At 62.1% G+C, this 21,717-nt stretch carries 18 protein-coding genes; 13 read left to right on the top strand and 5 right to left on the bottom strand.

Translation table 11 applies throughout. The features are described from left to right. Positions 1-163: 163 nt before the first annotated feature. Positions 164-1,099 (bottom strand): tyrosine recombinase XerC, encoded by a 936-nt coding sequence (locus GHK62_RS02050; RefSeq protein ID WP_153436688.1) that lies wholly within the window; start codon positions 1,097-1,099, stop codon positions 164-166. Positions 1,100-1,251: 152 nt separating this feature from the next. Between GHK62_RS02050 and GHK62_RS02045 the strand changes: the two genes are divergently transcribed. Beyond that, positions 1,252-2,166 (top strand): GNAT family N-acetyltransferase, encoded by a 915-nt coding sequence (locus tag GHK62_RS02045; RefSeq protein ID WP_153436687.1) that lies wholly within the window; start codon positions 1,252-1,254, stop codon positions 2,164-2,166. Between the two features lie 212 nt (positions 2,167-2,378). Here GHK62_RS02045 and fsa read toward each other — a convergent pair whose 3' ends face one another. Beyond that, positions 2,379-3,032, bottom strand: a complete 654-nt coding sequence (gene fsa, locus GHK62_RS02040) for a fructose-6-phosphate aldolase (RefSeq protein ID WP_136508991.1) — start codon at positions 3,030-3,032, stop codon at positions 2,379-2,381. A 179-nt stretch (positions 3,033-3,211) separates the two neighbouring features. Between fsa and GHK62_RS02035 the strand changes: the two genes are divergently transcribed. From GHK62_RS02035 to GHK62_RS02005, 7 genes are all read left to right on the top strand, one after another. Next, positions 3,212-5,416 (top strand): primosomal protein N', encoded by a 2,205-nt coding sequence (locus tag GHK62_RS02035; RefSeq protein ID WP_153436686.1) that lies wholly within the window; start codon positions 3,212-3,214, stop codon positions 5,414-5,416. 124 nt (positions 5,417-5,540) lie between these two features. After that, positions 5,541-5,927: an AGROH133_08824 family phage infection protein gene (locus GHK62_RS02030; RefSeq protein ID WP_153436859.1), complete on the top strand. Its 387-nt coding sequence runs from the start codon at positions 5,541-5,543 to the stop codon at positions 5,925-5,927. A gap of 249 nt (positions 5,928-6,176) precedes the next feature. Continuing rightward, positions 6,177-6,743: a F0F1 ATP synthase subunit delta gene (locus GHK62_RS02025; RefSeq protein WP_184108648.1), complete on the top strand. Its 567-nt coding sequence runs from the start codon at positions 6,177-6,179 to the stop codon at positions 6,741-6,743. After that, positions 6,743-8,272 carry a F0F1 ATP synthase subunit alpha gene (gene atpA / locus GHK62_RS02020; RefSeq protein ID WP_153436685.1) on the top strand — a complete coding sequence of 510 codons (1,530 nt, stop codon included), beginning with the start codon at positions 6,743-6,745 and terminating at the stop codon, positions 8,270-8,272. Before GHK62_RS02025 ends, atpA begins: the two co-directional genes overlap by 1 nt. A gap of 27 nt (positions 8,273-8,299) precedes the next feature. After that, positions 8,300-9,181: a F0F1 ATP synthase subunit gamma gene (locus GHK62_RS02015; protein WP_153436684.1), complete on the top strand. Its 882-nt coding sequence runs from the start codon at positions 8,300-8,302 to the stop codon at positions 9,179-9,181. Positions 9,182-9,204: 23 nt separating this feature from the next. Beyond that, positions 9,205-10,719 carry a F0F1 ATP synthase subunit beta gene (gene atpD, locus GHK62_RS02010; protein ID WP_153436683.1) on the top strand — a complete coding sequence of 505 codons (1,515 nt, stop codon included), beginning with the start codon at positions 9,205-9,207 and terminating at the stop codon, positions 10,717-10,719. A 122-nt stretch (positions 10,720-10,841) separates the two neighbouring features. After that, a complete protein-coding gene (locus GHK62_RS02005) occupies positions 10,842-11,246 on the top strand; it encodes a F0F1 ATP synthase subunit epsilon (protein ID WP_153436682.1) in 405 nt (134 codons plus the stop codon). A gap of 538 nt (positions 11,247-11,784) precedes the next feature. On the opposite strand, the gene GHK62_RS02000 is transcribed toward GHK62_RS02005, so the two are convergent. Beyond that, positions 11,785-12,888, bottom strand: coding sequence for a saccharopine dehydrogenase family protein (locus tag GHK62_RS02000; RefSeq protein WP_153436681.1), 1,104 nt, complete (start codon positions 12,886-12,888; stop codon positions 11,785-11,787). Positions 12,889-13,011: 123 nt separating this feature from the next. Between GHK62_RS02000 and GHK62_RS01995 the strand changes: the two genes are divergently transcribed. Then, a complete protein-coding gene (locus GHK62_RS01995; protein WP_153436680.1) occupies positions 13,012-13,443 on the top strand; it encodes an Lrp/AsnC family transcriptional regulator in 432 nt (143 codons plus the stop codon). Between the two features lie 12 nt (positions 13,444-13,455). On the opposite strand, the gene GHK62_RS01990 is transcribed toward GHK62_RS01995, so the two are convergent. Both GHK62_RS01990 and GHK62_RS01985 read right to left on the bottom strand, forming a co-directional pair. Beyond that, positions 13,456-14,343, bottom strand: a complete 888-nt coding sequence (locus tag GHK62_RS01990) for a DUF6030 family protein (RefSeq protein WP_153436679.1) — start codon at positions 14,341-14,343, stop codon at positions 13,456-13,458. A gap of 125 nt (positions 14,344-14,468) precedes the next feature. Continuing rightward, positions 14,469-15,380: a LysR substrate-binding domain-containing protein gene (locus GHK62_RS01985; protein WP_234886741.1), complete on the bottom strand. Its 912-nt coding sequence runs from the start codon at positions 15,378-15,380 to the stop codon at positions 14,469-14,471. A gap of 205 nt (positions 15,381-15,585) precedes the next feature. On the opposite strand from GHK62_RS01985, the gene GHK62_RS01975 reads away from it, so the two are divergent. The 4 genes from GHK62_RS01975 (at position 15,586) to GHK62_RS01960 (ending at position 21,717) form a co-directional block, all read left to right on the top strand. Further along, positions 15,586-16,728, top strand: a complete 1,143-nt coding sequence (locus GHK62_RS01975) for an iron-containing alcohol dehydrogenase (protein ID WP_153436677.1) — start codon at positions 15,586-15,588, stop codon at positions 16,726-16,728. Position 16,729: 1 nt separating this feature from the next. Next, complete coding sequence (locus GHK62_RS01970) at positions 16,730-18,229, top strand: aldehyde dehydrogenase (RefSeq protein ID WP_153436676.1); 1,500 nt, start codon at positions 16,730-16,732, stop codon at positions 18,227-18,229. A gap of 45 nt (positions 18,230-18,274) precedes the next feature. Further along, complete coding sequence (locus GHK62_RS01965) at positions 18,275-19,399, top strand: mandelate racemase/muconate lactonizing enzyme family protein (RefSeq protein WP_153436675.1); 1,125 nt, start codon at positions 18,275-18,277, stop codon at positions 19,397-19,399. A 302-nt stretch (positions 19,400-19,701) separates the two neighbouring features. Beyond that, entirely contained in the window at positions 19,702-21,717 is a 2,016-nt protein-coding gene (locus GHK62_RS01960) for an acyltransferase family protein (protein ID WP_153436674.1), read from the top strand.

Genomic DNA, 21,717 nt, shown 5'->3' with positions numbered 1-21,717 from the left:
GGTCGAATCGACCCAAAATCATCAACGTGATCGATTCTAATAAGTTAGAGCGGGATGCGGGCGGCAAACCGCTCACACTTTTCCTCATCCCGCTCCAGAACCCTACGCTGCGAGGGTCACGGGTTCCTTAACGCGTTTGGTTAACCCGGTACTTTGCCGAATTTCAGGCGCGGGGATGGGCGCGATCGTAGATTTCCAGGAGACGAGCCGAATCGACGCCGGTGTAGACCTGCGTTGTCGACAGGCTGGCATGGCCGAGCAGTTCCTGGATGGTGCGCAGGTCGCCCCCGCCGGCGAGAAGATGCGTCGCGAAGGAATGACGCAGTGCGTGCGGCGTTGCCGAATCGGGAAGGCCGAGGGCGGCGCGCAGTTTCTGCATCTCGCGCTGGATGATCGCCGGCTGGAGCGTGGCGCCGCGGGCACCGCGGAACAGCGGTGCATCGGCGGCGAGATGGTAGGGGCAAATCCCGGTGTAGGTGGCCACGGCCTCGGTAGCAGCGGCAATGAGCGGGACGATTCGCGTCTTGCCGCCTTTGCCGCTGACGCGCAGCGAAGAGCTGGCGCCAGCGAAATCGTTGGGCGTCAGCGCAAGCGCCTCGGAAATGCGCAAGCCGCAGCCGTAGAGTAGCGTCAGAACGGCGGCATTGCGGGCGGCGATCCACGGCTCTTCAGCAAGCTGCGCGTCCGCGGTGACGACCTTCAGCGCCTCGCGGTCCGTCAACGGTTTCGGCAGGGATTTCGGTTGCTTCGGCGAGCGTACGGCCTTAGCGCCCGCGGCGTTGGCAAGACCATTTTTCTCCAGGTAGCGCAGGAAAGAGCGGAGGCCCGCCAGCCCGCGCCCGAGCGTGCGCGCCCCCGCACCGTGTTTGCGCCGCTGTGCAAGGAAGCCACGCAGATCGGCCGGGCGCAACGCGCGGATATCTGCGAGGCGCGGTGGCCCGGCGAGATGGCCGGTGAGAAAGGTCAGGAATTGTCGCGTGTCGCGCTCATAGGCCTCGACCGTCTTGGCAGACAGCCGCCGTTCCTGGGTGAGGCTCGCCAGCCAGCGCTGGCGCTCCGCCATGATTTCGGGGTGACCAATTGCAAGTAGCTCGTTCATCGTCGCTCCGGCGATTCCGTGTGCCGTACACTATGTCGCCGGGCGTCTTATGTTTTTGCTAATGCACTTCTTTTTGCTGTTGCACTCTTGGAATTTGTCATTGTTCGATCATATTGAACTGCGATGGTCGGTCAGCAAACGCGGATGGGACTATGGCGAGACGGGACATGGGGGGCGGATTCGCGCATTTTGCTGAGGTCATTGCCCTGGTTTCGCAGGGACAACCCGGCCATATCGTCGACACCCTGATTGCGGAACGCGGCCAGAAGATCGTTCGCCACCCATTGTGGCCGGCCATGCGGCCCTTTCTCTACACGCTGCTCAATTATCGCAAGGCGATCGAGTTTGCCGATGCGGTGGCCAATATGCCGGGCTTTCAGGCGTTCGAACACTTGAGCTCGCTGCTTTCGCTCGACATTCGCGTCGACAAGGTCGAGCGCATTCCGGCAAAGGGCGGCTTTCTCCTTGTCAGCAATCATCCGACCGGCATTGCCGATGGTATAGCGGTATTCGATCTTCTGAAGTCCCGCCGGCCGGACATGATGTTCTTTGCCAATCGCGACGCAATCAGGGTCAATCCGCGCTTCGTCGAGATGGTCATTCCGGTCGAATGGCGTGAAGAATACAAGAGCAAGCTCAAGGCCCGCGAAACGCTGCAGGTCACCAATCGCGCCATCGAAGAGGGCAAGGCAACCGTTCTTTTCCCTTCGGGCCGCATCGCCTATTGGGCCGATGGGCGGCTCAATGAACGTCCATGGAAAAGCTCTGCCGTCGGTTTTGCGCGCAAATATGGCCTGCCGATCCTGCCGGTGCACATGAGCGCGCGCAATTCCGGCCTCTTCTACTGGTTCGCCAAATGGTCGACAGAGCTGCGCGACATGACGGTCTTCCATGAACTTCTGAACAAGAAGGGCGACCTTTTCGATTTTCGCGTCGGCAATCTGATCGCGCCCGAAGCGCTCGACGGCGATCCGGCAGACGTTACGCGTGCCCTCGAACGGCATACGGTCCATGCACTTGCTGAGGACAGCGATGCAGTGTTCCAGCCGTCGGTCAGCCAGATCTGAACGGCACGGCTCTCTCATGTCCGCGCCTCATCCGGCCTGCCGGCCATCTTCTCCCCGCAAGCGGGGCGAAGGACCCTCTCCCGCCTGCGGGGAGAGGGCTAGTCCTCGGGTTTAAACCCGAGGAGAGGGGCCGATCACACCGTGACCCGAACGCACGAAGGCCTCGCATCGCTGCGAGGCCTCTCAAACTCTGCGCCCTTGAACGCGACCGATCAGCCGATCTTCTGGCCGGTCTTTGCCCAGTCGGCCAGGAACATTTCCAAGCCCTTGTCGGTCAGCGGGTGCTTGACCAGCGCCTTCAGCGTTGCCGGCGGTGCGGTAACGACGTCGGCGCCGATGAGGGCGGCTTCCTTGACGTGGTTGACCGTGCGCACCGAGGCGGCGAGGATTTCCGTCTCGTATCCGTAGTTGTCGAAGATGTGGCGGATTTCACGGATGAGATCCATGCCGTCGAAGGCGATGTCGTCGAGGCGGCCGATGAAGGGCGAGACGAAGGTCGCGCCGGCCTTGGCGGCGAGCAGAGCCTGGTTGGCGGAGAAGCAGAGGGTGACGTTCGTCTGATGGCCGTCCGAGGTCAGCGCCTTGCAGGCCTTGAGGCCGTCGAGTGTCAGCGGCACCTTGATGCAGATGTTGTCGGCGATCTTCGAAAGGGCGGCCGCCTCCTTCATCATCTCGCTGTATTCGGTTGCCGTCACTTCCGCCGAAACCGGTCCGTCGACGATCGAGCAGATTTCCTTGGTGACTTCGACGATGTCGCGGCCCGACTTCAGGATGAGCGAGGGGTTGGTGGTGACGCCGTCGAGCAGGCCGAGATCGTTCAGTTCCCGGATTTCCTTCACATCGGCGGTATCAACGAAAAATTTCATGGAGGTATCTCCCTTGGGGCATGATTGCCGTTCGGGCGCATATCTGCCGGACGGAAAATCCGCGGGCAGAAACCGCGCGTTGAAACTCTGATGGAACCGTGACAAACCCTGCTATCCACAAGGCAGCGGTTCGCTGCGCAGTTTTCTTTAGCTGAAAGCGGTGGCAAGGTCACGGCAAAATGACTCTTGATTCAACCGATTTATTCGGGGCCGTATTCGACCGCCGCATTGTGCCCGTCCTGGTGCCGATGCCGGCGCCGAAGGCCTATTCCTACGTGGTGCCGGATGGCATGGCGGTCGAGCCGGGCTCGATCGTGCAGGTGCCGCTGGGCCCGCGCCTCGTCGTGGGCGTCGTCTGGGACGGCGCCGATGATGGTACGGTCGATCCGAAGAAATTGAAGCAGATCGAGAAGGTTTTCGACTGCCCGCCGCTGACGGGCGACATGCGGGCCTTTCTCGACTGGGTGGCGGCCTACACGGTGACACCGCCTGGCCTCGTCGCACGCATGGCGCTGCGCGCGCCGACGGCTTTCGATCCGGAGCCGATGGTGGAAGCGCTGCGGCTGACGGACCAACGGCCGGAGCGCATGACGTCGGCGCGCGAACGCGTCATCGCCGCTGCGAGCGACGGGTTTTCCTGGACGCGGTCCGGGCTCGCGCATGCGGCGGGCGTTTCTTCGAGCGTGGTCGACGGCCTTACCGCGCAAGGCGTGTTCGAAACCGTCTTCATGCCGCCGCCGCCCGTTGTCGCCCCGCCCGATCCGGATTTCGCCGCTCCCCGGCTGGAGGGTGCGCAAAAGGACGCCGCAGCCGACCTGCTGGAGGCGGTGGAAGAGGGGAAATTCTCCGTTTCCCTGATCGACGGCATTACAGGCTCCGGCAAAACAGAAGTCTATTTCGAAGCGATCGCCGCGACCTTGCGGGCCGGCAAGCAGGTGCTGATTCTGCTGCCGGAAATCGCACTTACCGCAAGTTTCCTCGAACGCTTCCAGGACCGCTTTGGCGCGAAGCCCGCCGAATGGCATTCGGATCTCGCACCGCGAACGCGCGAGAAGGTATGGCGGCAGGTGACGACAGGCCAGGTTCGTGTCGTCGCCGGTGCCCGTTCGGCCCTGTTCCTGCCCTTCGAGGATCTTGGCCTGATCATCGTCGACGAGGAACACGATCCCGCCTACAAGCAGGAGGACCGCGTTTTCTACAATGCCCGCGACATGGCGGTCGTGCGCGGGAGGATCAGCGGCTTTCCGGTCGTGCTGGTCTCGGCAACCCCCTCCGTCGAAAGCCGGGTCAACGGCGAGATGGGCCGCTACAGGCCGATCCACCTGCCGACGCGTTTCGGCGATGCGGCGCTGCCGCATCTCGGCGTCGTCGACATGCGCCGCCATCCGCCCGAGCGCGGCGGCTTTCTTTCGCCCGTGCTCCTCAACCAGGTCGGCAAGGCGATCGGCCGTGGGGAACAGGCGCTCCTGTTTTTGAACCGGCGCGGCTATGCGCCCCTGACGCTCTGCCGCGTCTGCGGCCATCGCTTCCAGTGCCCGGACTGCTCGAGCTGGCTCGTCGAGCACCGCTTCCGCGGCCAGATCCAGTGCCATCATTGCGGCTATTCGGAAAGGACGCCGGAGGCCTGCCCCGAATGCGGCACGCTCGATCATCTGGTCGCCTGCGGCCCGGGGGTCGAGCGCATTGCCGAGGAGGTCGAGCGGCATTTTCCCGAGGCCCGGACGATCGTGCTCTCCTCCGACCTGATGGGCGTCAAGCGACTGAGGCTGGAACTGGAAGCGATCGCGCGCGGCGAGGCGGATATCGTCATCGGCACACAGCTCGTCGCCAAGGGCCATAACTTCCCGCTGATGACGCTGGTCGGCATCGTCGACGCCGATCTCGGTCTCGCCAACGGCGATCCGCGTGCGGCGGAGCGCACGTTCCAGCTTCTCTCGCAGGTGACGGGCCGCGCCGGGCGGACAGGCTTGAAGAGCCTCGGCCTGCTGCAGACCTATCAGCCGCGACACCCGGTGATGCAGGCGATCGTCTCGGGCGATTCGGACGCCTTCTACGACCGCGAGATCAATGAACGGGAACGTGCCGCGCTGCCGCCTTTCGGCCGCCTCGCCTCGATCATCGTTTCGGCCGAAACGCGCAACGACGCCGAGAGCCATGCGCGCGGCCTGCGCATGGCGGCCCCGCGCGTTGACGGCATCTCGATCCTCGGTCCGGCCGAGGCGCCGCTCGCGCTCATTCGCGGACGACACCGTTTCCGCCTGCTCGTCCACGGACGGCGCAACAGCGACATGCAGGCCTTCGTCAAGGCGATGATTGCCGGCGGGCCCAAGGAGAGGGGATCGATCAGCGTGCAGCTCGACATCGATCCGCAGAGTTTTCTGTGATCGATGGATCGAACGCCACGGAGCGGATTCACATCGGCGCCGACATGCGCTAGACCTCCCCCGGTGCTGCGTCTGCGGGGAACCACCCGAGCGCGACGCAATGGGGGTAATCAGCGGGGACGGCATGGAGTTCTACATTCCGACGGAAACCGGGGAGTTTCTGGCATTTTGCGCGGCGGCGACCGCGGCACTCATCGGCCTTTTCATGCTCTTCGCTCCGCGCCTTGTCTTTCGCGCGGCCGGCATCGGCCTTGCCGAAGGGCGCCGCGGCGGCCTTGCGGAAGCACGCTCCACCATGGGCGGCATGCATGTCGGTCTCGGCCTCGGCGCCATCCTGCTCGGCCAGCCGATGGTCTATCTTGCGGTCGGCGCCGCCTTCGCGCTCGCGGCCTTCGGCCGCATCCTGTCGATCATGAGCGACAATGGCGCAACGCTTTTCAACTGGACCGCCCTTGCTGTTCAGGCGGTGCTTGCGATCCTTCCGCTTGCTTACGTTTTCGGGCTGATCTGACAAGCGTAAGCAGGATTTCACCGTTCCGTTCGGGATTTACGGCAAAATTCGGCCGACGAAGGTCGACTTATGCCGCATTCCTGCCGTTGGCGTGTTGCGAGTCCAAACATCCTATGCTAGACGAACCGCGAATTGCGGGGGAAGTGGGTCGAAAGGCCTCGATAGCCTGCGAGTTATTGCAGCAAATTCAAGATGTTAAGTCAGCGGTTCGCCGCAGCTGACGTTCTTGGATGATTTTGAGAGAAGCTTGTGCCCGTGGCAGACACATCCCAGCTTATTTCCGGTGTTGCAGAAAGATATGCGTCCTCGCTCTTCGAGCTGGCTCTTGAGGCTGGTTCGGTCGAGGCCGTTGGCGCCGATCTCAATCGCGTCCAGGCGCTGATCGACGCTAGCGATGATCTGAAGCGACTGATCGTGAGCCCTGTCTTTTCTGCCGACGACCAGTTCAAGGCCATTTCCGCGGTCGCGGAAAAGGCTGGAATTTCTGGGCTGGTTGGCAACTTCCTCAAGGTCGTTGCCCGTAACCGCCGTCTTTTTGCGCTGCCGGGCATCATCAAGGCATTCCGCCTGATTGCTGCGCGCCACCGCGGCGAAATTTCCGCTGACGTCACGTCGGCCCACGCGCTCACTCAGGCGCAGGAAACTGAATTGAAGGCGACGCTCAAGGGCGTCACCGGCAAAGACGTGGCGGTCAACGTCACCGTCGACCCGTCTATTCTTGGAGGTCTGATCGTCAAGGTCGGTTCCCGCCAGATTGACACCTCCCTTCGCACCAAACTCTCTACCCTTAAGCTTGCACTGAAAGAGGTCGGCTGATGGATATCCGCGCCGCGGAAATTTCCGCAATTCTCAAAGATCAGATCAAAAATTTCGGCCAGGAAGCAGAAGTCTCCGAAGTTGGCCAGGTGCTTTCCGTCGGTGACGGTATCGCCCGCGTCTACGGCCTCGACAACGTTCAGGCAGGCGAGATGGTCGAATTCCCGGGTGGAATTCGCGGCATGGCGCTGAACCTCGAAGCCGACAACGTCGGTGTGGTTATCTTCGGTTCCGACCGTGACATCAAGGAAGGCGACACCGTCAAGCGGACCGGCGCCATCGTGGACGTCCCGGTTGGTCCGGAGCTGCTCGGCCGCGTCGTCGACGCGCTCGGCAACCCGATCGACGGCAAGGGCCCGATCAATGCCAAGCAGCGCGCCCGTGTTGACGTCAAGGCTCCCGGCATCATTCCGCGCAAGTCGGTTCACGAGCCGATGTCGACCGGCCTCAAGGCGATCGACGCCCTCATCCCGGTCGGCCGCGGCCAGCGCGAACTCGTCATCGGCGACCGACAGACGGGCAAGACCGCGATCATTCTCGACACCTTCCTGAACCAGAAGCCGATCCACGACAACGGCCCGGAACAGGACAAGCTCTATTGCGTCTACGTCGCCATCGGCCAGAAGCGTTCGACCGTTGCTCAGTTCGTGAAGGTTCTCGAAGAGCGCGGCGCGCTGCAGTACTCGATCATCGTTGCTGCAACCGCTTCCGATCCGGCTCCGATGCAGTACCTCGCTCCGTTCGCCGGCTGCGCGATGGGTGAATACTTCCGCGACAACGGCAAGCATGCCCTGATCGGCTACGACGACCTTTCCAAGCAGGCCGTCGCCTACCGTCAGATGTCGCTGCTTCTGCGTCGCCCGCCGGGCCGCGAAGCCTACCCGGGTGACGTCTTCTACCTGCATTCCCGCCTTCTGGAACGTGCGGCGAAGCTCAACGACGACAATGGCGCCGGCTCGCTGACGGCTCTGCCGGTCATCGAAACGCAGGGCAACGACGTGTCCGCGTTCATTCCGACCAACGTGATCTCGATCACCGACGGCCAGATCTTCCTTGAAACCGACCTGTTCTACCAGGGCATCCGTCCGGCCGTTAACGTCGGTCTCTCGGTTTCGCGTGTCGGCTCCTCGGCGCAGATCAAGGCGATGAAGCAGGTCGCAGGTTCGATCAAGGGCGAACTCGCGCAGTACCGCGAAATGGCGGCCTTCGCACAGTTCGGCTCGGACCTCGATGCCGCAACGCAGCGCCTGCTGAACCGCGGTGCCCGTCTGACCGAACTCCTGAAGCAGCCGCAGTTCTCGCCGCTGAAGACGGAAGAACAGGTCGCCGTGATCTTCGCCGGCGTCAACGGCTATCTCGACAAGCTGCCCGTCAACCAGGTCGGCAAGTTCGAGCAGGGTCTGCTCTCCTACCTGCGTTCGGAAGGCAAGGACGTGCTGGAAACGATCCGCACGGAAAAGGCGATTTCCGACGACACCAAGGGCAAGCTGAAGGCTGCAATCGACACCTTCGCCAAGTCTTTCGCCTGAGCGGGTTTCATTTAGGACGGACAACGGATGCCTTCACTTAAGGATCTGAAAAACCGGATCGCCTCCGTCAAGGCGACGCAGAAGATCACCAAGGCGATGAAGATGGTCGCCGCGGCGAAGCTTCGGCGTGCGCAGGAGGCGGCCGAGGCCGCCCGGCCTTACTCGCAGCGCATGGCTGCCGTTCTTGCCAACATCGCCCAGGCGGTGGGTGCGGACGAAAGCGTACCGCAGCTGATGACGGGAACCGGCAGGGACGATACGCATCTGCTGATCGTCTGCACGGCGGAACGCGGCCTCTGCGGCGGCTTCAACTCGCAGATCGCGCGCTTTGCCCGCGATCATGTGCGCAAGCTGCTCGCAGCCGGCAAGACCGTGAAGATCATCTGCGTCGGCAAGAAGGGCTTCGATATCCTGCGGCGTGAATTCGCGTCGCTGATCATCGACCGTGTCGACCTGCGTGAAGTCAAGAAGATCGGTTTTGAAAACGCCGATCAGATCGGGCACAAGGTCATCGCGCTCTTCGAGAAGGGCGAGTTCGATGTCTGCACGCTGTTCTACTCCGAGTTCAAGTCCGTCATTTCGCAGGTTCCGACCGCGCAGCAGCTCATCCCGGCCTCGGCTGGCGATGTTTCCGCCGAGAGTGCGGATGCTTCGGCGATCTACGAGTACGAGCCGGACGCAGCCGCCATCCTGACGGATCTCATCCCGCGCAACATCTCGGTGCAGATCTTCCGGGCTCTGCTCGAGAACGTCGCTGGCGAAATGGGTGCCAAGATGAGCGCCATGGACAATGCGACGCGCAACGCCGGTGAGATGATCAACAAGCTGACGCTCAACTACAACCGTCAGCGGCAGGCGCAGATCACCAAGGAACTCATTGAAATCATCTCTGGCGCGGAAGCGCTCTAAGGTTACGAAAGAGGGTAAGAATTATGGCTAAGGCAGCTACCCCGAAAGAAACCGCAGCGGCGAAGAAGCCCGCTGCTCCGCGTAAGGCAGCTTCCGCCAAGACAGTCGTTACGGCTACCGGCGCTGTCGGTCGCGTCACGCAGGTTATCGGCGCCGTTGTCGACGTCGCTTTCGAGGAAGGTCAACTCCCGCAGATCCTGAACGCGCTCGAAACCGACAACAAGGGCAACCGCCTTGTTCTCGAAGTCGCGCAGCATCTCGGCGAAAACTCCGTCCGCACGATCGCCATGGACTCGACCGAAGGCGTGGTTCGCGGCCAGTCGGTCACCGACACCGGCGGCCCGATCTCGGTTCCGGTCGGAAAGGAAACGCTCGGCCGCATCATGAACGTCATCGGCGAGCCCGTCGATGAAGCCGGCCCGCTGGAAACCTCGGCACGCCGCGCGATCCACCAGGACGCACCGGCCTATGTCGAGCAGTCGACGGAAGCACAGATCCTCGTCACCGGCATCAAGGTCGTCGACCTGCTCGCTCCCTATGCGAAGGGCGGCAAGATCGGCCTCTTCGGTGGTGCAGGCGTCGGCAAGACCGTTCTGATCATGGAACTGATCAACAACGTCGCCAAGGCGCACGGTGGTTACTCGGTCTTCGCAGGCGTCGGTGAGCGTACCCGCGAAGGCAACGACCTCTATCACGAAATGATCGAATCGGGCGTGAACAAGCACGGTGGCGGCGAAGGCTCCAAGGCTGCTCTCGTTTACGGCCAGATGAACGAACCGCCGGGCGCACGCGCTCGCGTCGCGCTCACCGGCCTGACGGTCGCCGAACAGTTCCGCGACGAAGGCCAGGACGTTCTCTTTTTCGTCGACAACATCTTCCGCTTCACCCAGGCGGGTTCGGAAGTGTCGGCTCTGCTCGGCCGTATTCCTTCGGCGGTGGGTTATCAGCCGACGCTCGCAACCGACATGGGCGCGATGCAGGAACGCATCACCACGACGACCAAGGGCTCGATCACCTCGGTTCAGGCCATCTACGTTCCGGCTGACGACTTGACCGACCCGGCGCCGGCAACCTCGTTCGCGCACCTCGATGCGACGACGGTTCTGTCGCGCTCGATCGCCGAAAAGGGCATCTACCCGGCCGTGGACCCGCTCGACTCGACCTCGCGCATGCTCGACCCGATGATCGTTGGCGAAGAGCACTACGAAGTGTCGCGTAAGGTGCAGTCGACGCTGCAGCGCTACAAGGCGCTCCAGGACATCATCGCCATCCTTGGCATGGACGAACTTTCCGAAGAGGACAAGCTGGCCGTTGCCCGCGCCCGCAAGATCGAGCGCTTCCTGTCGCAGCCGTTCTTCGTCGCCGAAGTCTTCACCGGTTCGCCGGGCAAGCTGGTTGCGCTCGAAGACACGATCAAGGGCTTCAAGGGCCTCGTCAACGGCGAATACGACCATCTGCCGGAAGCTGCCTTCTACATGGTCGGTTCGATCGACGAAGCCATCGAGAAGGCCAAGAAGCTGGCTGCCGAAGCCGCTTAATCAGCATCGTGAACCGTGGCGTGAACACTTCACGCCACGGTTTTCATTCTGCCGTGACGAGCGGCAGAGAACATGCCCCAGCCGCTGCCAACCGGCGGCGCGCGCACCAGAAGTGAATGGTCATGGCCGACAGTTTCAATTTTGAGCTTGTTTCCCCCGAGCGCCTGCTGCTTTCGGAAAAAGTGACGGAAGTCGTCATCCCGGCAACCGAGGGCGAGATGACCGTGATGGCCAATCACGCGCCGACGATGACGACCGTCAAGCCGGGCGTGGTTACCGTGAAGACGGCTGACGGCAAGACCGAGCGTTTTGCGGTTTTCGGCGGCTTTGCCGATATCCTGCCGACCGGTTGCACGCTGCTCGCCGAGTCCGCCGTGCACGTCGATGAGCTCGACCGTTCGGTGCTGGAAAACCGCATCGACGCCGTTCGCGCCGAATTGGAAGGCGCGGGCGACGAGAAGAAGACGCGCCTCGAGCAATTCATCGCCGAACTGACGAAGCTCGGGGAGATCGTCATCCCGGCCTGAAAGGGACATCCCGATAAGGGATGATGCCTATCGAACCCCGCCTCGAGCGGGGTTTTTCATGTTCAGCGCAAGCGCTTCCGCATTCGCCAGGGCGATGTTGGCGAAGGCCGGTCGAGCGAGCGGGCGCGACTGCAGCGATGTCGACCAATTTGCCCCTCACCCTGACCCTCTCCCCGCAAGCGGGGCGAGGGAACGCCGTCGCGGCTCTCCGCGCTCCGTCACCATCGACCTCTCTTCGCTACGGGCGGAGAAGGGCGATCGAAGCGGTGCCGCGAGTCTCCTTCGCCCCGCTTGCGGGGAGAAGGTGGCCGGCAGGCCGGATGAGGCGATGCGAGACGGGATGACCCTTGAACGCAAAAATGCCCGGACCTTGCCCGGGCATTTCTCGTGTCTCATTTCGTCGGCGCGTTGGGAACGCCCCTCTACAGCGCCGCGCGTCTTATGAGACGCGCAAAGGATGCTGTCGCACTTTGAATTGCTGCATGTTTTTATCCTTAAATCGGCTACGATTAAGGAAACATGCAGCAGGAGCAGCGCTTCAGCTCGCCGCGCGTTCCGTCTCGTGCTTATGCGCGTAGTAATGACCGAAGCGGTTGGCGAGGAAGGTGTCGAGCGCGATGTCTTCCTGGCGGACGAAGCCCTTCGTCGTGATCTTACCTTCGGCAAGCAGGTCGAGGACGGCGCAGATGCTGCCGGCCGTGGTGATCTGGATGCCGCTCTGCATGCTTCCGGCGACAACACCGCTATAGACCTTGTTGGCGTAGGTTTCCTGAACCAGGCGGCCTTCGCGGAAGCCGGAGACGGTGACGAAGATGACGACGACGTCCTGCGTCGTGGTCGGCAGGGCATTCTCCAGAATGTCCTTCAGCACCTCGCGGCGATGGCGCAGGCCGAGGTCGTTCAGGAGCGCCTTGAAGATGGCGGCGTGACCCGGATAGCGAATCGTCTTGTAGTTCAGCGTGCGGACCTTGCCCTTCAAGGTTTCGCAAAGCGTACCAAGGCCGCCGGAGGTGTTGAAGGCCTCGTAGGTGATGCCGTCGAGCGAGAATTCCTCGCGCTCTTCCATCGCCGGAACTTCGATCAGGGAACCCTCGACAATCGCTTCGCAGGGCTCGATATATTCGTTGATGACGCCGTCCGTGCTCCAGGTCAGGTTATAGTTGAGAGCGTTGGACGGATATTGCGGCAGCGCGCCGACGCGCATGCGCACGCTCTCCAGCGTCTCGAAGCGCTTCGCCAGGTCGTTGGCGACGATCGAGATGAAGCCCGGCGCAAGGCCGCACTGCGGAATGAAGGCGGTCTGCGCTTCTGCCGCGATCGCCTTGACCTGGCGGGTCGATTCAACGTCCTCGGTCAGGTCCAGATAATGGATCCCGGCTTCGGCGGCGGCTTCGGCAATGGCGACTGTCAGGTGGAACGGCGCGGCGCTCAATACGGCGAACTTGCCGGTGAGCAGGCCGACGAGAGCCTTCCTGTCAGCGATATCGATGGTCGCGGTCGAGATGGCGTCGTGCTTCTCGACCTGTTGCAACTGCTCGGCGCTGCGGTCGGCAACACAGACGCGATAGTCGCCGGTATGCGCCAGCATGCGCGCGATGGTGGACCCGATCTTGCCGGCGCCGATGACAACGATGTCTTTCATTCTTTTCCCCAGGGTATGAATTGCTTCCTATTCTATTCTCCCGCGATCGCTTGTTGATTTGAAGCGTCGATGCGGCTAAATCGCCGGTCAATATTCGGCAATTCGCCAAAATGGATCGACGATATGCAAGTGACCGACAAGGACCGTGAGCTCCTCGCCATCCTGAGCGAGAATGCGCGCATGCCAACGGCGACGATTGCGCGCCGTCTCGGTCTTTCACGCACGACGGTGCAGGCGCGAATCGATCGGCTGGAGCGCGAGGGCGTCATTGCCGGCTACGGCGTGCGGCTTTCGGAAAGCTACGAGAAGGGTTTGGTGAAGGCGCATGTGCTGATCACCATCGCGCCGCGGGCGCTGAGCCGCGTCACGCCCGAGCTTAGCGCCATCCGGGAGATCCGCACGCTTCATTCCGTCAGCGGCAGTTTCGATCTCATCGCGGTGGTGGCTGCGGCTTCGATCAGCGAACTCGACCTGCTGATCGATCGCATCGGCGAAATCGACGGGGTCGAAAAGACGCTGTCGTCGATCATTCTTTCGACCCGCATCGACCGTTGAGCGTTAGCGGTTTCAGCGGACTGATTGCTCAGTCGTCGATGGCGAGGCGCTGCTTTTCTCAGGCACGGCGTTCGGCGCGTTCCAAGCCGCCGGACCGCGCACGAAGGAGACCGTCGAACCGTCACCGGGTGTAAGCCATTTGCTGCGGTCGAAGAAGAGTTCGGCGATGCTTTTCGGCCGTGATCGCGCCGCCTGGTTGGCGAGGAAATTGTAGCGGGGCACGTCGCCCGCTTCCTGCTTGAACTGGATGCGGCTGCCGAAGCGTTTGAGGTCGAATTCCTTGAGCGCCTGGATCTGCAAGGCGATGCTTTCGCCATCCGCCCAGCGGACCTGCGTCAGGAATACCGAGGCGGCTTTGGCGGCGGCGCTGGTGACGGCCTGCGCGTCCTCGGGCCGTTCGATGTTCAGCTTCACGCGGAACGACGTGATTTCGTCTTCGTCGCTGCCTTTGACGAAAATGAAGATCGACGAGGGATTGTCTTCGCCGGGCCGGGTAAGGGGGACGAGCGACGAGCATTCCCAGCGGCCACTCTCGGCGGATTTCCATTCGAGTTCGCGAAATCCCGCGTCGCGCAAGCCGTCACAGAGCGCGCGCGGATCGCTGCGGATTGCGCGCAGAAACTGCTGCTCCGGTGTGTGCAGATCCTCAAAGGTCCGGACCGGCAGCAGCATGCGCGGCGCCTCCGTTTTCCTGGGGGCCTCGCGTGCCGGTGTGGTTTGCTTCGTCTCCTGCTTCGCCGTCTCCAAGAATGTGGTTGGCAGCCCGGCGGCCGCAAGCAGTTGTTTCAGGTTGCGCTGCTCATTGGCAAGGAGAACGGTCGCGAGGATCGCTGTGAAGACGAGCCCCACGGCGAGGAAGAAGAAGGCGATGCCGGAATGGCCTTTCTGCTTCTTCTCCATCGGGCGTCAGCGCCTCGCCTCGAAGGGCGCCTGACCGACCCAAACTGAGTCCGCGGCAAGCATCTTTAAGCACTCAGCCAAAGTTCCGCCGCGCGGAAACTGCCCATCCATGAGAGGGAGGCTATTCATGCCGGGCTGCTCAGTGCTGCGTGGAGGCGGAGGACTTCGTCCGTCGATGGCCGGTTGCGTGGCCGCCCGAGATAATAGCCATAGCCGGAGGCGAGACTGCGTTGGCCGAGCATCGCCAATCGGCCGTCGTTCAAATGTTCCCGCACCAGGCCGAGGCTGCCGAGCGCCACTCCATCGCCGCGCAGCGCCGCATCGATCGCCATCACATAGGTGGAAAAGGTGTATTTGGGGCGCGGCTTTACGCCGTGCCGGGATGGCTCGATCCGCTCGAACCATTTCTGGAACGAGATCCAGTTGGCGTTGAAGCGGTCGTAGTCGATGAGATCGAGCGCTGCTATGGTGTCGGGCTGCAACTCGGCCGCCTGAAGACCCCGGGCGCCGAGATAGTCGGGCGAGGCAACCGGTGCCAGCTCTTCGGCCATCAACAGGGTCAGCGACCAACGCGGGTGGTCTCCGGTGGAATAGAGGATGACGAGGTCGTTGTTTTCCGAGGCAAGCTCGGAGGGGCTGTCGGTCGTCAAGAGGCGAATGGAAATACCGGGGTTCTCCTTGCCGAACTCGCGCAGCCGCGTGCCGAGCCAGAGGTGCGAGACCGAGCCGCTGGCGGCGATGGAAATCGTTTGGCCGGAGGCACCGCGGAAAGGTTCGAGGCTTTCCTCGAGATAGTCGAGCGAGGCGCGTACCCGCTGGAAAAGCCGCTCGCCTTGCGGTGTCAGTTCCAGGTTCTTGCCGCGACGGTTGAAGAGACGGCTGCCCAGATGATCCTCAAGCGTCTTGATGCGACGGCTGACAGCCGCCTGGGTGATGTTGAGCTCGCGACCGGCGCGGGAAAAGTTCATGTGCCGGCTCGCGGCATCGAAGACGCGAAATGCCTCCAGCGGAATGCGGTCGAGCAGACGGTTTTCCATGACTTCAGGTTATCAAAAAGGCCGAAAATTCACCGGATTTGAAAATATCAGATCGTGTTGCAGGGTAAAGCCGCGACATACAGCGCCGCGCGTCTTATCAGACGCGCAAAGGACGCTGTAATACTTTGAATTGCTGCCTGTTTTTATCCTTAAATCGGATACGATTCAGGGAAACATGCAGTAAGGTCAGCCGGGAGCACGACCCTTGCAGTTCTCCATGTCCTTCATTCCGGAAATCCGTTTCGGAGAGAATATTCATCAGACCCTTGGCCTCGCCGCAAGGACGCTTGGCGCGCAACGCGCGATCATCGTTATCGATATCTTTCTCGCGCAGTCCGGTTTGAGCGAAAGTGTCACGAAAGCTCTTGAGCAGGAGGGCATCCGCACCCGCGTCCTCTCGGAATTCACCGGAGAGCCGAAGCTTGCCCATCTGCACGCGGCGCTTGAAACGGCGGCGGGTTGCGATCTTGTCGTAGGCATTGGCGGCGGGTCAGCGCTCGACATCGCCAAAATCGTCGCCTGTTGTGCGGCCTCGGACCGGGACCCGATGCACTATGCGCTCGGCGCCAATCCGTTGCCGAAAAACCCCTTGAAGAAAATCCTGGTGCCGACGACGGCCGGCACCGGGTCTGAGACCTCCGCTACCAACATTTTTTCAGGCCCCGAAGGCAAGAAGCTCTGGATCTGGGGGGCGGAGACAAAGGCCGATCTGGTGCTGCTCGATCCAGCACTGACCATGACTTTGCCTGCCAACCTCACCGTCTGGTGCGGGCTCGATGCGTTCGTCCACGCGTTCGAAGCGGCGACCAATCGCAACACACACAGCGGCGCCCAGTTTTATGCGCATGAGGCATTGCGGCTCATCACAAACGCGCTGGAGACGGCGGTGAAGGAGCCCGGCAATCTGGAGGCGCGCGGCCAGGTGCTGCTCGGTTCCTGCCTTGCCGGGGTTGCCATCGACAATTGCGGCACGGCGATCGCGCACAACATCAGCCATGCATTGGCCGGGCTCGCACCAGTGCACCACGGGCTTGCCACCGCGCTTGGCTTCGAGGCGACGATCGGCTGGCTTGTCGAGGCGGACACGGCCGATCTCGACCGCGCGGCAAGGGCTTGCGGCGTGGATAAGGCCGCCGAACTTCCCGCCTTCGTCTCCGAACTGATGGACCGCTGCGGCGTCGTGCGTGCTCTACCGAGGACATTCGGCGCCTTCCGCGCCGACGATCTCGCCCGGGAAATGAAAGCTCCGGAAAACCAGCCCATGCGCCGGTCGACGATCCGCGACGTGATGGATGCCGATATCGATCGCTTTGCGGCGAAGTTGATGGCGCTGGCGAAAGGACAATGAGATGGCGAAGGAATACACGCGCGCCTATTGGGAAAGCCTGCTTGCCGAACTGACGTTCGAGGGTCGGCATTTCATCGATGGCGCGCGCCGGGCCTCCGTGTCCGGCGAGACGTTCACGCGCTTCCGGCCGATGGATGGAAGGCCGGGTCCGGAACTGGCACGCGGCAACTCCAAAGATATAGGCGCGGCCGTGGCAGCCGCCCGCGCCGTATTCGAGAGCGGGGCGTGGCGCAAGAAGGAGCCGCTGGAAAAGAAGAAGATCATGCTCAAATGGGCGGATCTCATCCGGCAGCACGGCGAGGAACTCGCTTTGCTGGAAACGCTCGATGTCGGCAAGCCGATCATGGCGTCGCTCAACGTCGATGTCCGGCTCGCAGCCGAAGGCATCCAGTATTACGGCGAGATGATCGACAAGCTCTATGACGAGATCGCGCCGACCGGGCCGAACGCACGTGCCTTGGTGCGGAAAGTGCCGCTCGGCGTCATCGGTGCGATCACGCCGTGGAACTATCCGCTGATCATCGACGCCTGGAAGCTCGGCCCGGCGATCGCGGCCGGCAATTCGGTCGTGCTGAAACCGGCCGAACAGTCTTCGCTCTCCGCCATCCGGCTCGCTGAACTCGCAGGGGAGGCGGGGCTTCCGGCTGGTGTGTTCAACGTCGTCACCGGATACGGCGAGGAGGCCGGCAAGCCGCTGGCGTTGCACATGGATGTCGACATGATCGCCTTTACCGGCTCGACCGAAGTCGGCAAGCTGATCATGGGCTATGCGGCGCAGTCGAACGTCAAGCGCGTGGCGCTGGAACTGGGCGGCAAGTCGCCGCTCGTGGTCTTCGACGACGCCGACCTCGATGCGGCGGCAAGTGCCGCCGCCTGGGGCTGCTTCTACAACTCCGGCGAAACCTGCCACGCATCGACGCGGCTGATCGTCCAGCGCTCGGTGCAGGAGACGCTGATCGAAAGGATCGAGGCGGTGACCAGGCGCGAGATCACGCTCGGCCATCCGCTCGATCCTTCGGCGCAGATCGGCGCCTTGATCGAGGAAGACCATATGAACAAGGTGCTTTCGATGATCGATGCCGGCGAAAAGGAAGGTGGGCGCCGTGCGTTTGGCGCCAAGCGCGTCATGGATGAAACCGGCGGCTATTATGTTTCGCCCGGCGTCTTCGTGGACGTCACCAACGACATGATGCTCGCGCGCCAGGAAATCTTCGGGCCGGTGCTCGCCGCCATTCCCTTCGACACGGAGGAGGAGGCGCTGAGGATCGCCAACGACACCATCTACGGGTTGGCGGGCGCGGTCTTTACCCGCGACATGGACCGGGCGCATCGCTTCTCCGAGGCGATCCATGCGGGCACGGTCTGGATCAATAGCTACGACATCTCGAACTTCGCAACACCTTTCGGCGGCTTCAAGCAATCCGGCTTCGGCCGCGACCGTTCAGTGCATGCGATCGACAAATATTGCGACTACAAGACCATCTGGCAGCAGTTCGGTTAGAGTCTCTGAGGGATGTGAAGAACAAAGAGGCGGATCGGAAGAGCCATGAGCAAGATCGTTTCCGTAGAGATCACCCATCACCGCCTGCCGCTCGACCCGCCGTTCAAGGCAAGCTGGGACGGGCGGCCGCGCAGACACTTCGATGCGACGATCGTCAGGGTGCGCGACGACGAGGGTCGCGAGGGGATCGGCTCCGGCGACCTCATGAAAGGCTTCGAGGGCCGCGAAGACCTCTTCATCGGCGAGGATCCGCGCCATGTCGAGCGGCACTACGAGGTGCTGTCGCATATCAACTTCCACTATGGCCGCTGCTGGCCGATGGATCTGGCGCTCTGGGATCTGACCGGAAAAATCACAGGCGAGCCCGTGTGGCGGATGCTTGGCGGTCGGGCGGAAAGAGTTCGTCTCTATGCCTCCTCCGGCGTCCTCCGCGATGCCGGCGCGATGGCGGCGCAGGCCGAAAGCTATCTGGAGGAAGGCTTTCCGGCGATGAAGGTTCGCTTCACCGCGTCCGCCGGCGGCCGCGACGGCTGGCGGGAGGACGTGCGGGCGCTGGAGGCGATCCGCGCGCGGGTCGGCGACCGGCTGGAATTGATGGTCGATTGCAATCAGGGCTGGCGCATGCCCTGGGATACGATGCTTGCCTGGACCTTCAAGGATGCGCTTGCAGTTGCCGGGGAACTGGAGCGGCTCGGCGTCTACTGGATGGAGGAACCGCTGCATCGCTCCGACCGGAAAGGCATGAGACGATTAAGCGATGCGACGTCCATCCGCATCGCCGGCGGAGAGATGACGCGCGAGCTTTACGAGTTCCGCGACATCATCGAGGAGCGGGCCTTTGACGTGATCCAGCCGGACGTGGCGCTGGTCGGCGGCATCACCGGCTGCCGCAGGCTCGCCTGGCAGGCGCGCGAGGCGGGCGTGATGTTCACGCCGCACTCCTGGACCAACGGCATCGGCGTGTTGGCAAACGCGCATCTGACGGCGGGCGTCGGCGATGCGCCCTGGCTCGAATATCCTTACGACAATCCGGAATGGAGCGAAATGCGCCGCGACTATCCGCTGGCAGTGCCGCTCCGACATCAGAAGGGCTGGCTCGAACTTGGCGAGGCGCCCGGCCTCGGTGTCGTTCTCGACGAGGGGCGGTTGAACGCGACCCGGATCGGCTGAGACATTAGTTGCACTGCGCTTTCGCTAATGCCAAATCTCATCCACGCCGGTCGTCTGGTGCGCATTGAGGTTGATTGACAGCGAGTTATCAACCTTTGTGACATTTAGCGCCGAAAGTGATCCGCCCGTTTCCGGTCCTGGCATTGCTTTGTGCGCCATTTTAGACAGTTAATGCACAATCGACTAATTCGATCTCGAAAGTGACGCAGGTTGGCGATCGGATCAACAGACCTAATGCGTTTCGAGGCTCTATCGAGGCCGTCCGGGTCCCCCGACCTGCTTAGCGGGGCCGAACCAAAGTGATGGTCGAGCCGAATATTCGTGCTGTACCGCGGCGTGATGACATTCAGGGCCTGCGGGCTATCGGCGCACTTCTGGTCGCGATTTATCACATATGGATCGGTCGGGTTTCCGGTGGTGTCGATGTCTTTTTCATCGTCTCCGGGTATCTGCTTATTGGGTCGCTGGCGCGCCAGGCGGAAGCCGGGCACCACGTGGACCTCGTCCTCTTTGCCACCAAGTTGGCCCGTCGGCTTCTGCCCTCGTCCTTTCTGGTGGTTGCTGTGATCGCAATGTCGGCGCCGTTTTGGCTGCCGAGGATGCGATGGGAAGCCGGGATTCATCAGATTGCGGCGAGCTCGGCATATGTAGAGAATTGGTTCCTCGCGACTGCGGCGATCGACTATCTCGCACGAGACGAAGTGGGAAGCCCGGTCCAGCACTATTGGGCAATGTCCGCCCAGGTCCAATGCCTGCTGATTTTGGCAGCGGGTATTGCCATATTTGCCTTGATAAGGCGTCGGCCGTCGCGCACCGACCTGCTGGTGTTTCTCACAAGTGTATTTGCGCTGTCGTTGGCCTACTCGATCTATAGCACGTCCCGAAACCAGGCATTCGCCTACTACGACACCTTTGCACGTATCTGGGAATTTGCGCTTGGTGCAATCGCTCGCCTGCTGCTGCCCGGCATCATTTTGTCGCCAACGCTGCGGACCGTCGGCGGATGGGTTGGTTTGGCGGCTATTCTGAGCTGCGGCATCCTGCTTGAGGTTTCGACTGTTTTTCCCGGTTACGCGGCGCTCTGGCCGACACTCGCCGCCGCGGCGATCCTTGTTTGTGGCGATGGTCCGCCGTTACGGTTCGGCGTCGCAAGGTTGCTGGCTGCGCGACCGCTTACGTGGCTTGGGGACATCTCTTATTGTCTGTATCTCTGGCACTGGCCAATCCTCGTCTTCTATCTCACCTACACGTATCAAACCTCGGCCGGTCCAATAGAGGGCTCGGTCGTCCTGCTCGTCTCGATCGTCCTCTCCTATCTCACGACGCGAATCGTGGAGGCGCGTTTTCCCCGACGGAAGAAGGATGACCGCCCCTTGCAAACGGCCTTCGGAGCGATCATCGCCCTTGCAGTGATCGCTGCGGGCCTGTTCGTCTGGAGAGTAGAGGCCGCCCAAAGCATGGCCGAGGAGCGACTGCGTGTCGTTGATCCCGAGCATTACCCCGGTGCGGCTATCAAGGGGCTCGCGGCGGGTTCGAGTGAGATCCCCGTCCATCCCGGACCAATGACCGCAAGGTGGGACGATGCCGACGTATATCGGGACGGTTGCCACCAGTCGCTGCTGGGCACCGCCTTGCTCAGTTGCAGTTATGGACCGAGAGACGCAAGCCACACTTTGGCGCTCGTCGGCGGTTCGCACAGCGTGCATTGGCTACCTGCCCTGCAGGGCGTGCTGCAGCGGTATCCAGAGTGGAAAATTGTCACCTACACCAAGAGCAGTTGCGTCCTGAGCTCGGAGGTGTCGTCCGACGTACCCGCCTATCGTGATGCTTGCACCAAGTGGAACGAACTGCTGATGGAAAGATTGCTGACCACAAAACCGGATCTGATTTTCACCACATCCACGCGGGTAGTCGGTGGTGTCGAGGAAGTTCCGGCTGGTTATCAACGGCAATGGGAGAAACTGGCGGCGGCGGGAATTCCGATCGTGGCAATGCGCGACACGCCCTGGTTTGGCTTTGACGTTCCCGAGTGTGTGGAAATCAATGGCCGCTTCTCGCCGAAATGCACTGTAGAGCGGAATTCGGTGCTCGCTCCGATCAGCCCGACACGCGCGGTGTCCTTCAAGAAAAACCTGCATTTCCTGGACTTTTCCGATCATTTCTGCACCGCGGAAATCTGCCCTGCCGTCATCGGCAATGTGCAGGTCTATTACGACAAGCATCACGTAACAGCGACTTACATGCGCACGTTGAGCGAGGAGCTTGCTCGTCAGCTTGCGCCGCTATTATGCCACGCGGAACCTCTGGCGCGGAAATGA

Source organism: Sinorhizobium terangae (assembly GCF_009601505.1).
GTDB lineage: Bacteria > Pseudomonadota > Alphaproteobacteria > Rhizobiales > Rhizobiaceae > Sinorhizobium > Sinorhizobium terangae.
The sequence above is the reverse complement of the archived record's forward strand: the minus strand, read 5'-3'. Positions and strand labels throughout refer to the sequence as shown.